This is a genomic window from Chryseobacterium sp. GW821-FHT04C04, assembly GCF_059420365.1.
In genome coordinates, this window is sequence record NZ_JBWKTO010000004.1 from 467,649 (window position 1) to 483,371 (window position 15,723).

General features: G+C 34.3%; 12 protein-coding genes. 6 read left to right on the forward strand and 6 right to left on the reverse strand.

Annotation, left to right across the window (positions count from 1 at the left end; genetic code table 11):
* Positions 1 to 33 precede the first annotated feature (33 nt).
* From AC07UM_RS15570 to AC07UM_RS15585, 4 genes are all read left to right on the forward strand, one after another.
* A complete protein-coding gene (locus AC07UM_RS15570; RefSeq protein ID WP_494684021.1) occupies positions 34 to 573 on the forward strand; it encodes a PH domain-containing protein in 540 nt (179 codons plus the stop codon).
* Between the two features lie 262 nt (positions 574 to 835).
* Positions 836 to 1,288 carry a hypothetical protein gene (locus tag AC07UM_RS15575; RefSeq protein WP_494684022.1) on the forward strand — a complete coding sequence of 151 codons (453 nt, stop codon included), beginning with the start codon at positions 836 to 838 and terminating at the stop codon, positions 1,286 to 1,288.
* Positions 1,289 to 1,315: 27 nt separating this feature from the next.
* On the forward strand, positions 1,316 to 2,053 hold the full coding sequence (locus tag AC07UM_RS15580; protein ID WP_494684023.1) for a hypothetical protein: 738 nt from the start codon (positions 1,316 to 1,318) through the stop codon (positions 2,051 to 2,053).
* A gap of 20 nt (positions 2,054 to 2,073) precedes the next feature.
* Positions 2,074 to 2,865 carry a class I SAM-dependent methyltransferase gene (locus tag AC07UM_RS15585; RefSeq protein WP_494684024.1) on the forward strand — a complete coding sequence of 264 codons (792 nt, stop codon included), beginning with the start codon at positions 2,074 to 2,076 and terminating at the stop codon, positions 2,863 to 2,865.
* 137 nt (positions 2,866 to 3,002) lie between these two features.
* Here the strand turns inward: AC07UM_RS15585 and AC07UM_RS15590 are convergent, their stop codons facing one another.
* The 3 genes from AC07UM_RS15590 to AC07UM_RS15600 form a co-directional block, all read right to left on the reverse strand.
* Positions 3,003 to 3,239: a YtxH domain-containing protein gene (locus AC07UM_RS15590; RefSeq protein ID WP_124531899.1), complete on the reverse strand. Its 237-nt coding sequence runs from the start codon at positions 3,237 to 3,239 to the stop codon at positions 3,003 to 3,005.
* A 99-nt stretch (positions 3,240 to 3,338) separates the two neighbouring features.
* Positions 3,339 to 4,181, reverse strand: a complete 843-nt coding sequence (locus tag AC07UM_RS15595) for an isoaspartyl peptidase/L-asparaginase (RefSeq protein ID WP_494684025.1) — start codon at positions 4,179 to 4,181, stop codon at positions 3,339 to 3,341.
* Between the two features lie 228 nt (positions 4,182 to 4,409).
* On the reverse strand, positions 4,410 to 5,297 hold the full coding sequence (locus AC07UM_RS15600; protein WP_494684263.1) for a cyanophycinase: 888 nt from the start codon (positions 5,295 to 5,297) through the stop codon (positions 4,410 to 4,412).
* A gap of 201 nt (positions 5,298 to 5,498) precedes the next feature.
* Here AC07UM_RS15600 and cphA point away from each other — a divergent pair, with 201 nt between their 5' ends.
* Both cphA and AC07UM_RS15610 read left to right on the forward strand, forming a co-directional pair.
* A complete protein-coding gene (cphA, locus tag AC07UM_RS15605; RefSeq protein WP_494684026.1) occupies positions 5,499 to 8,129 on the forward strand; it encodes a cyanophycin synthetase in 2,631 nt (876 codons plus the stop codon).
* 193 nt (positions 8,130 to 8,322) lie between these two features.
* A complete protein-coding gene (locus AC07UM_RS15610; RefSeq protein ID WP_494684027.1) occupies positions 8,323 to 9,741 on the forward strand; it encodes a tetratricopeptide repeat protein in 1,419 nt (472 codons plus the stop codon).
* 49 nt (positions 9,742 to 9,790) lie between these two features.
* Here the strand turns inward: AC07UM_RS15610 and ampC are convergent, their stop codons facing one another.
* From ampC to AC07UM_RS15625, 3 genes are all read right to left on the reverse strand, one after another.
* Positions 9,791 to 10,960 (reverse strand): class C beta-lactamase, encoded by a 1,170-nt coding sequence (ampC, locus tag AC07UM_RS15615; RefSeq protein WP_494684028.1) that lies wholly within the window; start codon positions 10,958 to 10,960, stop codon positions 9,791 to 9,793.
* Positions 10,961 to 11,279: 319 nt separating this feature from the next.
* Positions 11,280 to 12,464 (reverse strand): hypothetical protein, encoded by a 1,185-nt coding sequence (locus AC07UM_RS15620; protein WP_494684029.1) that lies wholly within the window; start codon positions 12,462 to 12,464, stop codon positions 11,280 to 11,282.
* An 802-nt stretch (positions 12,465 to 13,266) separates the two neighbouring features.
* Positions 13,267 to 15,174 carry a S8 family peptidase gene (locus AC07UM_RS15625; RefSeq protein WP_494684030.1) on the reverse strand — a complete coding sequence of 636 codons (1,908 nt, stop codon included), beginning with the start codon at positions 15,172 to 15,174 and terminating at the stop codon, positions 13,267 to 13,269.
* Positions 15,175 to 15,723: the final 549 nt, after the last annotated feature.

Below are 15,723 nucleotides of genomic sequence, written 5' to 3' on the forward strand. Positions count from 1 at the left end.
TTTAAAAAGAAATACTAATTTAGTTCCATAACTATGAAAGAAAAATCAAGACTAGACGAAATAAGGGAAGAACTTGAAAAGCTGGATATCAGTCCTACCATATTTGCCAGAAAAGAGATCCGTGAATTGCCGGACATCATCTCAAAGGAGGAAAAAATTGTCTATCTCGTTGAGGGCAGAAATAAAATAAACAATCATCATATCATTTTAGTAGCCACGGATAGAAGAGTGATCTTTGTGGATAAGGAATTCATGTACGGATTAAAAGTAGAAGATTTTTCTTATAGCAAAATCAGTTCAATACAGTATGAAACTTCATTATTGCTGGCTTCTATAGATATTCAGGTTACAGATGACATCGTGGAAATTGATGGAGTAGGAAAGTACCATGCTGAGCTGTTTTGTGAAAAGGTAAGAGATTTCATGTCCCGTCCTGAAGAATACCTTCAGCCAAAATCTGAACCCAGTGTTTTGGACCAGCTCGAACAATTGGGAAGGTTAAAAGAAAACGGAGTTTTAAGCGAAGAAGAATTTCTGGAGCAAAAGAAAAAATTAATGGAGAAACTGCCATAAAATGTGGAATTTTTTTAATGAAAGATGGAATAATGCAGTTATAGCCTGTGTCTTTATAGCTTTTCTCTGTTTTTGGGGACTTTCTATACCTAACAGATATATATTCTATACCTGCTGTTTTCTTCCTTTTATTTTTCTTCTGATTACCTCTATTCTAGGTATTATCAGAATTGTCAAAAAAGATTATTTGAAAGGAATTTTGCAAATCCTTTCAACTGTGATACTGGCGGTACTGACCTATGGATATTTCTCTTTTGCCTTGATGTTTTATCCTTATGATTTCTTTGCGGAGGGATTAAAAATTCCAGATAATATTAAATTTGAAAAGCCATTAAAGCTTAATGATACAAAAGACAAAATAAATACTAATCAACAAGATTTTATTCTTTATGATTATTTTCAGCCGGGTATTTATAAATATGATCTGTTTTTAAATAAGATTGAAAAAGGAAAAGTATATCTTAAAATATTTGAAATCACCAAAAACCAAAAACTTTCAGAGAGAAGTATAAAAGAAGAAAGCCAGATAGAAGTAGAAAATAAAACAGATGAATTAAAAAGATTTGAGTTAAAAAATGAATTTACGATTTTTGAAGGTGATTGGGAACAGTTTTATGGAGCTAGAATTGAAGTGTGGCTTAAACCCGATGATATAAATAAACCTGAAAGAAAATTAATGACAAAAAACTATATTGTTCAGGGATGGATGAGATAGTTTTTTAAACAAAGTAAAAAATAAATTATGATAAAAGAAGTCGTTTTTAGAGCTTTAAACTGGAGGTGGTATTTTACCTCTTTTATCGCCTTGTTTATTGGAATTATCTGCTGGCTATTGATCCTTATTTTACCAATTAGCAGTTTTACATGGAATTTTTTCTCTGCTGTACCATTTTTGATCGCTTTTATAAGTTTTGTCTTGGGGATTTCGAGAATGTTCAAAAAAGATGAATTTAAAAATGGTCTTTGGCAATGTCTTCTTAGCTTTATGATGTTCTTTGTCATTGGTGGCTTATTTGCTTTTTGTCCGCCCAAAAGCCCTTATAAAGCTTACAACAATGATATTAAGAATCCAAAGAATGCAAAGTTTTCAATGCCTTTAAAACTGTTTTCAGATGAGAAAGAACTGGTTGAGGTTACCCAGCCCGATGTACTTATTTATGATTACTTACAACCGGGATCTTATAAATACGATGTTTTTCTGAATAAAATAGAAAAAGGGAAGGTATATTTAAAAGTGTATGATTTTAATACCAACAGGATTCTTTCTGAAAAAGAAATAAAAAAACAATCCATCAGAAATGTCTTTAATCCCAATGATGAGCTGAAAGAGTTTTCGAGTGAAGAGAAGGGTTTTACAGTGAAAGAGGGAGATTGGGGCGATTATTACGGAAGCAGGGTTGAAGTATGGTTTCAGCCGGATGCTTCTAATCAACCTGAAAGAAAATTAATAGAAAAAAATTATATTATTCAGGGAAACTAAAATTATTTTAAACTTAAACCATGGAAAATTATTTAGAAATAAACAAAAAATCGTGGAATGCTAAAGTAGAACCGCATTTGAAGTCGGATTTCTACTTTGTAGATGAATTTTTAAAGGGAAGAACCTCGCTAAATTCAATAGAACTGGAACTTCTGGGAGATGTAAAAGGAAAGACTATTCTTCATTTGCAGTGTCATTTCGGGCAGGATTCTATTTCACTCTCAAGAATGGGTGCAAAAGTTACTGGGATTGATCTTTCTGATAAAGCGATTGATACAGCCAGAGACCTTGCACAAAAGTGTGGAACTGATACAGAATTTATCTGTTCGGATGTCTATGAACTTCCAAATGTTCTGGATCAGAAATTTGATATCGTGTATACGAGCTATGGTACAATAGGCTGGCTTCCAGATCTTGAAAAATGGGCAGGTGTTATCAATCACTTCCTAAAACCCGGAGGACAATTTATCATGGCAGAATTTCATCCTGTCGTTTGGATGTTTGATGATGACTTTACAAAAGTTACCTACAACTATTTTAATGAAAAACCGATTGTAGAAACGTATGAAGGAACCTATGCAGATCAGTCTGCAGCTATTGTACAGGAATATGTAATGTGGAATCATTCTTTATCGGAAGTTCTTGACAACCTGATTAAAAAAGATTTGCAACTGAATGCTGTTCAGGAGTTCGACTGGTCACCCTATGCGTGTTTCAGGCATGTAGAAGAAGTTGAAAAGGGAAAATGGCGAATTCCACAATTCGGAAATAAAATACCTCTTGTGTATGCATTGGCAGCACAGAAAAAATAAAAACTTAAAATAAGGTATTTTTAACCATTAAGATGGGTTCGTAATCTTAGTGGTTTAATAAAACTAAAAAGTCATCGTAGTGCTATTACGATGACTTTTTCTATATATGAATGTTAAAAAAAACTGTTCTTTGTGGGTTAGCTGAGAGAATCTTCAGCCTTTGTTTTTACTTCGTCCACTTTATCCTGAACTTGGGAAGCAACATCATTGGCTTTGCTTTTAAGATCATTTCCCCATTTGTTAAGATTATCTTTTGCTGTATTAAGTTTATCCTTAACAGCTTGTTGATCTTCAGGACTTGAATTCTTATATTTCCAATAAGCTAATGCACCTAAACCTAGTAAAGCTAATAATCCTTTTGTTTTGTTTCCCATGATTTCTATTTTTTTATGTATTAATATTAAAATTTGTTGTTACTATTAATGTAAAATACGTGCCAAAAAAATAAATAGAATTATAAAAAAATGTTAAATTTAAGAGAAGACTTTGAAATTTTTGCCGTCAAAACTAGCAAAGACCATAGTAGGATAGGAATCCTGATGGTATATATTTCCATGCTTATCAATGGCAATAGCACCTGCAAATCCGTCAATGGTTTTAAGCTCATCAAATGTCTTGCTGAAAGCCTGTTCAAGACTCATTCCGTCTGTAACTCTTGTTACAATTTTTGCGGCAGTGGCATTGCTTACAATATCTTCACCCACACCAGTACAGCTTACAGCACAGAATGCGTTGGCATAATTTCCTGCCACCGTGGCGGAATCTGAAATCCTTCCGGGAATTTCAAAACCTTTTCCTCCGGTAGAAGTAGCAACAGCAAGTTTTCCATCATGATCTATTGCTACACAGCCAACAGTCCCTTTTCCGCCGTTTTTAAGCTTAGCTTCATATTCTTTTCTTCTTTGAGGGATTTCCGTAGAGAAATTTTCAAAACCATGTTCATTAGCATAATTCTTCGCGCCCTGTCCTCCTAATACTCTATCATCTTCACTGATCAGGTCTTTAGCAACAAAAATGGGATTCTTTACATCCTGAATATTGATCACTCCGCTCAGCTTTTGAGTGTCTCCATTCATAATCGCAGCACTCATGCGGATAATGCCGTCACTTTGAATCTGAGAGCCTATTCCCGCATTGTATAATGGATTATCTTCCAACAGTGAAACAGCATAAGCCACTGTATCGAAAGCCGAATGGGTTTCAAGATAATCAAAAGCTTTCTGTGCTATTTCTTTTAAAGATTCCTGCTTTGCAGTTTTTACTTCATGGCTTTGGTCGCTTTCGGAGAAAAAACCGCCGTGGATAATGATTTTCATAATAGATATAGGTTTCGTGTTCCGGAGTTTTGTATTTATAATAGTCAATAATACAAATCCCGGTTATTAATACGAAGAAAAGATAAGAATTTTATTAATATTCTGCATCAACGCGAGTTTCGTGTTCCGTGATTTCGAGTTTTATAGTACTTTCAAAATGAATCTCGAAAACCTGCACCTCGCACCCCGAATCTCAAGATCTCGCATCTCAAAATCCTACAACCCTTACTATTTATCCTGTGGTATCGGATTAAACTGAGAGTTCTCGATAGTTAATGTTTTTGTTGTAAGATCATAATGATCATTCATGGACATCACATGTACCGTTAAATTATCAATAGAGATAGGTTCTCCAAGGTTGATATTGGTAAGATTGGTATCTTTAATAAACCTTCCGTCTACCAAGATAACAAGACCTGAACCAACAGCAGTCATTACATCATTATGAATGAAAAGTCCTGTATCTTCTCCAAGCCCGATTCCCAATGTTCTAGGATTGTTAACTACTGCCTGAAAAAGACGTCCGATTCTGCCTCGTTGTACAAAATGTGTATCAATAATTACGTTATCTATAAGACCCAATCCCTGAGTTGTTTTGATTTCTCCTTTTAAAAGAGCTTCAGAGCTGCTTCCCTGATAGATCATATTTTCAGAAGCTGCCGCAGCACCTGCGGAAGTTCCGGAATAAATAAAATCCTGTTCCTGATATTTTAATAAAATGGTATCATGAAATCTCGTCCCTCCCAGAATAGAAGTCAGTCTCAGCTGATCTCCTCCTGTGAACATCATTACATCTGCAGCATTGGCTCTTGCCACCATTGCATCAGAATTGGCCTCTTCACGGTTGTGGATGTCAAGGACATTTACATTTTTAGCACCGAGGAATTCAAATGCTTTTTTATATTCAGAGCCTACGATCTGGGGAATTTGAGAAGCGGTGGTAACGATTTCAATGACAGAATTTTCTTTATTTTTTGATTCGTTAATGATCTTTCGTAAGATCCCACGTTCAAAAAAGTTAAGATTCTTTTCTATATTCTGATCATAATCGGTTTCAGCAAAACTTCCTTTGTTTACAGCTCCTCCAATAACTATTAATTTTCCAACAGGTTTCATCATGGTACAAAATTAAAAAATAATTAACATTCTTTCGCGAATTTTATGCCATCTTTAATTGATTTTTAATGATTTAGAAATGTTAATGGAAATTAATATTTTTTTAATAAATCTTTAATTTACCTATGGTTTCATTTAGGGTTTTACATTATCTTTGGCTATGAAAGGAGTTATTGTTAACTGTTAAAATGCCAATAGACTATGAAAATCGAAAAGATTCAGGCACTACGAGGTCCTAACATCTGGAGCATCAGAAGAAAGAAGCTGATCCAGATGAGGTTGGACTTAGAAGAAATGGAGGATTATCCTACCAATAAAATAGAAGGTTTCCGCGAGAGGATTGAAAAATTAATTCCTTCATTGATTACCCACCGATGCTCGGAAGGAGTAGAAGGAGGCTTTTTCCATAGAGTGGAAACAGGAACCTGGATGGGGCATGTCATTGAGCATATTGCTTTGGAAATACAAACGCTTGCAGGAATGGATGTGGGGTTTGGAAGAACCCGTGAAACAAAAACTCCGGGAGTGTATAACGTAGTATTCAATTATATTGAAGAAAATGCCGGTATTTATGCTGCGGAAGAAGCAGTGAAAATTGCGGCAGCTATTGTAGAAGGGAAAGAGTATGATATGCATGCATGCATTCACCGATTAAAAGAAATCAGAGAACGTGTCCGCCTGGGACCTTCTACAGGAAGTATTGTGGAAGAAGCTGCTTCCAGAAGAATCCCATGGATCAGGTTAGGAACAAATTCCCTGGTACAATTAGGGTATGGGGTGAATCAACAGAGATTTCAAGCTACTATTACCGGAAAAACAAGTTCTATTGCGGTGGATATCGCATGTAATAAAGAACTGACCAAAAGAATGCTTCATGATGCAGCGATTCCGGTTCCGATTGGAGATTTGATAGCTGATGAAGAAGGTTTGAATGCTGTGATCAGAAAAATACAATATCCCATTGTTTTAAAACCTTTGGATGGAAATCACGGAAAAGGTTCGTCCATTAATGTCAACGACTGGGAATCTGCTAAAATAGGGCTGGAACATGCTCAAAAATATTCCAAAAAAGTAATCGTTGAGAAATATATCACAGGCTATGATTTTCGTATCCTGGTCATCAATAATAAAATGGTGGCAGCGGCAAGAAGAGTTCCTGCTCATGTTGTAGGAGATGGTGAGCTTAATCTTCAGCAGCTTATTGAAAAAGAAAATAAAGACCCAAGAAGAGGATATGGTCATGAAAATGTCCTTACCGAAATTGAGGTAGATAAAGATACATTGGAGCTGCTTGAGAAGCTTCACTATACACTGGAAACGATTCCTCAAAGAGGAGAAGTAGTTTACCTGAAATCAACAGCCAATCTTTCAACGGGGGGAACATCCATTGATGTAACGGATATGGTGCACCCGGAAAATATCACAATGGCTGAAAGAGTCTCCAAAATTATTGGTCTGGATGTCTGTGGTATTGATGTGATGGCAGAGAACCTTACACAACCCTTGAAAGAGAGTGGTGGAGCGATCATAGAAGTTAACGCAGCACCGGGATTCAGAATGCATCTGGCACCAAGTGAAGGATTACCAAGAAATGTAGCAGCTCCGGTAGTGGACATGCTTTATCCGCAGGGGAAACCTTTTACCATTCCAATCATTGCTGTGACAGGAACCAATGGTAAAACAACCACAACAAGGCTTATTTCACATATTGTAAAAAGCAACGGCTATAGAGTAGGGTTCACGACTTCGGACGGGATCTATATTCAGAATACGATGCTGACAAAAGGAGATACTACAGGACCTATTTCTGCAGAATTTATTTTAAAAGACCCTACGGTAGAATTTGCAGTTCTGGAAACTGCGAGAGGAGGAATTTTACGTTCCGGACTTGGTTTTTCACAATGTGATATCGGAGTTCTTACCAACATTGAGGAGGATCATTTGGGAATGAATGATATTCACAATTTAAAAGATCTTACCAAAGTAAAAAGGGTAGTGCTGGATAGCGTAAAGAAAAGTGGTTGGAGTGTGCTGAATGCAGACAGTGAATATTCTATGAGGATCGTTAATGATCTTGATTCTAATGTTGCGATTTTCAGTATGGATGAAAATAATCCTCATATCGTAAAATTTGCGAAAGAAGGAAAAATCACGTGTGTATATGAAGAAGGTTTTGTCACCATTAAAAAAGGAGACTGGAAGATCAGAATAGGAAAAGCCAAAGATTTCCCGATTACGATGGAAGGGAAGGCAAGATTTATGATTGAAAACGTATTGGCGGCAAGTTTGGCGAGCTACCTTTATGGATTCGGGATTGAAGATATTTCCAATTCTTTGAGAACCTTTATTCCAAGTGCTCAGCTTACGCCGGGAAGACTGAATGTTTTTAAATTCAAAAACTTTAAAGTTCTCATCGACTTTGCCCATAATCCTTCAGGATACGAAGCGATTGAAGATTATCTGAAGAATGTAGAATCTACGAAGAAAATCGGTATTATTTCCGGTGTTGGAGACAGAAGAGACAGCGATATCAGAGAATGCGGAAAGATTGCAGGAAGAATGTTTGATCATATCATCATCCGAAATGAAAAACATCTTCGTGGAAGAACCGAGGAAGAGATCAATGGGTTGATTATCGAAGGAATGCAGTCTGCAGGAAAAGATGTAAGCTATGAGATTATCCCAAAGGAAATAGAAGCATTAAAACACGCTATGGGAATGGCAGAAGAAGGAACGTTTATTACGGCTCTAAGTGATGTTATTTCCAATGCCATTGATCTTGTACAGGAATATCAGGCAAGAGAATTATTGGAAGACGATAAGAATGTATAAGTACATCTTTATATAACTTATTAAAATTGCAATACGGAATTAATAAAACGTATTGCAATTTTTTTTGCTCCTATAGCACTGTAGATGATTTGAAGATAGTTTTCTAATAATTGAATATAGTTTGTAAACACTTTTAACTTTTTTTAAAGTGAAAAAAAATAAAAATTATTAACTTGCCATATGATTGGTTTTTATGAAAAAGGCACTGTTTACTTTCTTTCTTTATGCTTTTATACAGTCTTATTCTCAAAGCTATACTCCGGAAAAGTTAGATAGCATTACGAGTATCTATAAAAATAAGGGAGAGTATGAAAAGGTCTTTCAATACAATATAGATGCACTTCAGTATTATAAAGAACATGATAACCCTGAGGGTATGGCATTAGCTAATATTAATATTGCCAATGCACTTTCTACATTTGACGAGCACCAGAAAAGCCTGCATTATCTGGATGAGGCGAAAAAACAACTTAAATTGGTTAATAATAATGGACTGAATGCCAGATTGTGTAATGAAATTGCAAGGAATTATGCTTTTTTAGGCCTTTATAATCAGGCCAATATTCAGCTGAATAAATCTATAGAATATCTTAAACAAGCCCCTGATACAAAAGAGAACAGAAATTCTTTATTTTTTGTTTACATCTGGAAGTGGTCCAATTTTGAGGATTTAAAACTGCCTGATTCTATTAATACGATGCGGAAAAAAGGGTTAAGAACTTTTCCTAATGAGCCTAAGATTTATGTAAGAATTGCAGAACAGTTTTTATCAAAAAAACAACATCTTGATTCTGTAGAATATTACCTGAACAAAGCATCTGTATTAGCCGTGAAAAATAACAGTTCACTCCACGCTTATGGAGCTATTGCAACAAGACGCGGAAATCTATATACTCTGAAAAAAGATTACCCAAGGGCACTCCAATATTATCAGGAATCCTTGCCCATCTATCTGAAAATAAATCGTGGTGCGGATATTATAGATACTTATAAAAAGATCTTTCAAACTTATCTGGCTTTAAATAATATTCCAAAAGCAAATGAATATCTGGTTAAATATACCCAACTCAATGACAGTATTCATTCTGGTGAAAGAAAAGCGGTTGCTTCTGTAATTAACAATCTTGCCATTGAACAGGAAAAAGAACGAAGTAATCTCCACATTATCATTGTTGTTATTGCAGGTATTGCTATTGTATCTATTACTATAATATTTATGATCAGGCACCGGAATAAAAGGAGAAATCAGCTCCTTGAACAACAGAAGAAAATCATCATCGAAAAAATAGTAGAAACGGATCAACTGAAAAGGAAAGTAGACACTTCAATTAATGATTTGTCTAAAATGGCTACATCCAATAATCCTTTTTTTATAAGCAAGTTTAAAGAAGTATATCCGGAATTCTATGAAAAACTGACTTCACAATATCCTGAGCTTACTAATCATGATATAAAATTTATCATTTATTTAAGGCTTAATTTAACCAATAAAGAAATCGGACAATGTGGAAATGTAACAGTACGAGCCGTTGAAACCAAGAAATACAGACTTAAAAAGAAGCTCGAATTACCCGCTGGCATGGACCTAGGGACCTGGGTTTTAGAATTATAATTTAAATAAAAATGCCTCAGGTATTTCTGAGACATTTCATTGTGATATATTATAATTTTTCAGACTTTTCTATATAAGATAAGATTTTATAAGCAATATCAATCCTTTCAGAATTGGGATAGTTTTTATTGGCAAGAATTACGATACCAATTTTTTTCGAAGGAACATATATTACATAAGCTCCAAAACCATTTGTAGCCCCTGTTTTATTAATCAATACGTCTGTTGTCGGTTTTTGATGGGGAATAATTTCCTTCACAGGATTGGGCTTAAAGGCCATATCTGCTGAATTTCCTTTTTGAAGCTGTTCCAGTGTTACGGGATAATTATATTGTTCCCAGATAAGATCCTGCGTCATTTCTGAGCTGTTAAAGTAGCCGGTATGAGTATTCATTATTGCGGTAGATAATGGATGGTCAATATTTCCAATTCCCATATTGGCATCCACAAATGTAATCATATCCTGTGTACATGATTTCACTCCATAAGCTTCATCCGCCAAAACTCCTGGGTTTACACGGATGGGTTCATCATTTTTACTGTAACCGAATGCATATTGACTCATATTTTCGGCGGGTACTTCATAAAATGTATTATTTAATCCAATTTTAGCAAAAACATTTTCAGTAACAGCTTTTGTGAAAGGTTGATTCATCGTTTTTCCTGCAATAATCCCTAACAGGCCAATGCTTGGATTGGTGTATATTCTTTGAGTGCCTGCAGGATAATCAGGCTTCCATGTTTTATAATAATGGATGAGTTGTTCATGATTAGTAATCTCCTCAGGTAGTTGCAGCGTAAATCCGCCTGCAGTATGTGTTCCCAGATTATAAAGCTTTATTTGGTCAAAAGCTGTATTTTTCAGTTCTGGCATGTATTTGCTCACCGGATCAGATAGGTTAAGTGTTCCGTTAATTTGTGATAAACTGGCTAAGGTAGCTGTGAAAGTTTTGCTTACAGAACCCAGTTCAAATAAAGTTTTATTGGTAACTGCTATCTGATCTGCTTTTGAAGCTAATCCGTAATTGAAAAAAGTATGTTTTCCATGTATTGTTATGGCAATACTTAACCCCGGAATTCTATTTTTATCCATCACTGGTTTTACCAACGTATTCAAATAATTATCAAGATCTGATAACTCCTTTTTTTTCGAAGAATTACAGGCTGACAAAAAAGATAAACATAATACCGCAACAGATATGTTTTTTAAACTTCGCATAATTTTAAGATTTTATAATTGAATTTTGTACTATTGTTTACAATAAGAAATTTTCGAAAATTTTAAGCGAAAGTACAAGGAATTTGTTGATGCTGTTGTACTACAATTGCACTACATTAGTTTAAGTTATTTTAAATCAGCAAGATATGATTGGTCTGGTAGAGCTTTTGAAATAGCAAGAAGTTTGTATAAAAGAATTATCTGAAAGAATGTTATCCTTAAAAAAGAGCTAATGAATAGGTATATGGCAAATTGACTATGGCTGAACCCAAGGTTCAGCCATAGTCAATTTTATATCAAATAATTATAATAATGAATCTTATCCTTCAGCAAAAAAAGCATTTGAGCTTCCGATCCAGATGGCATCTTTTTTATTGAAATCTACATTTACCATTGCAGCTTTGGTCATTCTTCCCAAATTTTCCAATAGGATAGGATGTTCATCATTTTCCCGCCAAATATACAACAAACGGATCTCTGCTTTTGAAAACTCTCCATTGATATCTTCAAAAATAGGCGCGTAATGTACTTTTCTCTGTAAGATATAATTTTCCTTATCCTGAATAGAGTCTGTAATTTCTTTTGTAGGATTTAAATCAACACCGCTTCCTGCGAAGGAGAATAAAGGTTTCAAGACAAAATCTTCAAGGTTTTCGTTGTTGGGAAACTCATGTAAAAAATAACTCTTTGGAACAAACTGATGCTGTAACAGTGGCAAAAGGAACTTTGAGATTTTAAAGAACCAGTTGGGATGAGTGATCCATTTTACATCAACTTCTTCGCGGAAATCAAACTCTGTGGTTAGATCAGGAATATTGTCCAGTTCATCAAATATAACACGGTTGTAAATTCTTTTAATTTCAGTCAGCTTTCCATTATTTTCATAATACAGTTTCTTGCCTTCCTTCTTTACTTTGGTAAGACATACTGTTTTGATTCCCAGTAGTTTCTCTGTCAGAGCAAAATCAATGGCTGTTTTCTGTCTTTCCGGGAATATTTCAAGCAAGATGACATTTTCAGGATTTTCATCACCTACAATGAGTTCCTTCAAATAATTTTTGAATGTTTCACGGGGCATAGGATTTTTGATTTCTGAAATAAAAGGATAGACTTCACAATACGTTTCTTCATATACTTTTTGGAAAGCATACAGAGAAGGAAATGCCTGAAGCTCTATCAGCTGAGGTTCTATTTCGTCGTTTTCATTTTTACAGATTCCAAAATCTATGGTAAAAAAATGAGGCTGATTGGTATCATTGGGAACTCTGCAATGGTCAGGAATGGCTTTCTGAAGTGTTTCTGCAGGAAGCGCTTTAATCTGGCTGATAATGCTTTCACTGGCATCAATGAGTTGGGTCTCAAATTTTTTAGTCAAAAAAATAGGACTTTCTGAAACTCTGAAAGTAGGTTCTATCCCTCCTTTTTCTGTCAGTATATTTTTTAATTGACTGTATTTTTCTTGTGAAAACTCCTGATTGAACTGTTGTCTGTATTTTGGGATCATATTTTTGTGGTGTTAAAAAATAAAAACGATTTAACCATACATTTTTAAATATTGAATATCTGTTTTGAGTAATAATTCTCTAATATTAGTAATGATAATCCTTTTAGTATAATAACTTTCTCATTTTCTGAAGTTCTTATTTTCATTTTTAGCTTCTATCTGCTCAGTATTCCTAGAAAACAATAACTGTCCTTCAGAACCTTTTGCATCATATATGGAATAGAAGATTTTAACATTGTCAAAGCATTTTTATTATCTGAATTTTTATTTACCTTGTCTTGAACGCTTTCCAAATACTCCAGCAATAGATGGACGACATTCTTCCATATTATTCTTGTCAATCGTTTCAAAGTCTCCGTCAGTTGTATGTGGATTTCTTTTCTGATTTGCACTTTATCTTTTTTGATGTTCCACTTACTTCAACCACGGATCTCCTCTTTCCCCTCCATTCTGGTGTAGTTTATTTTCATACTACAATTTCGTTAAAAATTCTCTTAATCCATAAAAAGAGACTAAATTAGAATAATAATTTTTGAGAAAAAATTATGAGAACGAGATATAAGGGTTTTTCCACGTTTGATTTCTTATAATGAAACACTGTCACAAACATTTATTTGTGACAGTGTAAAAATACATAAATTTACCATTCAGCGTCCCACAAAATTTATTTTTGCTGTTGAAAGAAGAATGGTTTTTGAAATTCTGGATTCTTTACGGCAGTTTAGAATCTCCTACAAATATTGTTTGCTTTATGCCACCTTGGGACGTCGATCAAACCGAACCTAGTTGGACAATACCATTTTTAATAGTTAACAAATTTTACAGAATAGGTTTTATTTTTTAGATTATATTTAAGAATATAGATACTTTTATCCTTTCCATTAAATTCTATTTCGTTTGAATTTGCAAAGCCTGTTTTAATAAGTTTACCATCAACTGAATAAATTTGAAATTCCTTAATTAAATCATTATTTGAAATTAATTTAATTTTTTCAGAATTTCTGTCATAAAATATAATATTTTTTGAATTTTCTACTTCATTCACTCCAAGTAGATTTGTTTTTAATCCTGTGATTATTAAAGCCATTTCTCTTATTGTAGCTGGAGAAGTAGTGCTTTTTCTTATACTTACCTTACCACCTGCATTATCAGTTGTAGAAGATAAATTTGCTTGAATATAGTTATTAGCACTTTGAAACCAATTGGAACCAGCTATAGCGGCTACACTTGGATTAGTAACGGATAAATTATTAAAAGGAAAAGCAGAAAGAGATGGAGAAATCTGTTCTAATTTCATTGAAAAATTATAGACCATTCTGCTTGTAGTATTATTTACACCGTCATCGCTTGTTTGTTCTGTACCTTCATCATCTGTCCAACATAAGGATGCTCTTACTCCGTCTGCACCAAAAGTGTAATTATTTACTATTTCATCCGTCTCGTTGTTAATAGGATTAGATGTAATCATCATCATTTTTGAATTACCATTTGTTGTGCTATTTTGTTTGATTATATTAGCGGCTTTTTCTACATTAAGAATTCCCCAACCAAATTTAGCATCAGGACCGTTTCCGGAAGTATCATCGTCTGCACTGTGCAACAATAGAGCCTTTAACATAGAGGCTTTCATATATGAATTGTTTAATGAATAATAATATTGTTGTAGCAACAATCCACTTGCCGCAGCAGCTGGGGATGCATAGGAAGTTCCAGTTGACTCAATTATATTACCTGTATATGCTGTATTGCTTGAATATAAAGGAACATCTATTGCGGTACCAAGGGTAACAATATCCGGTTTAATTCTTCCGTCATCAGTTGGTCCCCAGTTACTGTAATTTGACATTTCATTATTACTATTTATTGCACCAACTGTTACAACATTTTTACTGGATGAACTGCCAGTAATGATGTCATATCCATTTGCGCTGTTATTACCATTATGTGCTTGTTCATTCCCTACCGCTATAAAAGGTAAATAAAAGGGTTTAGATTTTAACAGCACATCCCAAGCTTGGCTCACGTGGTCATACGCTCCAAAAATCCAAACAGGGATATTTGTATCATTAGGATATCCATAAGAATGATTTGAAATTAAGAATCCATTATTAGCAAAAGTATTCATTTCGCTTAAGTCATTATTCCAATCGTAATTTTGCGTAGTAGCATTAAAAGCAATTCCCTGTGCATTACTTATATTTTTCCCCACCATAATTCCGGTAACAGCTGTCTGATGGGCATTTCCGCCAGGGCTACTTTCGGATTGTCCAGGTTGCATTGTAGCTTGTCCGGTAAGTGAAATATGTGATTCGTTGACTTGCCCGCCATCCCACACACCAGCAACCATATTAGTTCCTGTAATATTTACCCCAATACTTCCACTGCTATACAAACTATTGGATTTAGAATTTACTTGTTGAGGTATATCCTTTGTTGTGATATAGATGGGAAAGCCATCTTCTGATATAGTATATAAAAAATGTTCTTTTCCATTTTTTGAAAAAGATCTACTCTTACCTGGATTTCTTTTTAAAAATTCTAAAATCTTTTTTTCTCTGTCTAAAGAAATTTTATTAATTGCTTTAGATGATTTTTGAGCAATTTCATTATTCATAGATGCCTTGATTACTGCTCTCTGTTCTGCTGTTTGAGCAGTTGCAATAATTGAAACAGTCAATAGAGCTGTTGAAAAGCTTGATTTTTTAAACATATTGTAATATTTTATTGTTTATTTTATGATTTTCTTTTGTTCTTTTTAATTGTGAACTTGTCTAAAGTTTCCTGATTAGAATACAGCAAGAATAAATTAATTGAATACATTTCCAATGTAAAGCTCTGGTTTCAAAACGAATTAATAAGGCTTTTTTCTTGTTAAAGTATCTGTTACATATGATGTATACTGCTTGTTTTTCAGAAGAAATACATCACCCTGTCTAATCGCATCTCCCTCCTGCTGGATTTAAGGTAGCCTTTCCATCTATGATAAATACCAACTGATAATCTGTTTTGTATTCTTCTGCTGGCTCAGTTGCCCTGGCTGTGAGATAAAAAAAGGATAAAGTGCTGTTTCCATATGCTTTGTGTTTTATGGCGCTAATATCTTGGTATTACCGGAATTTTAGATTTTGTATAAGGCTCAAATTAATTTTAGTATTTATTTATAAACACACACAAAATCATAGATCATCCTATAAAATTCAACTGTTAGTGAATAATCTATTGTTTTTTTCAGATAAGTAAACAAGAGCCTTTGAGAAAA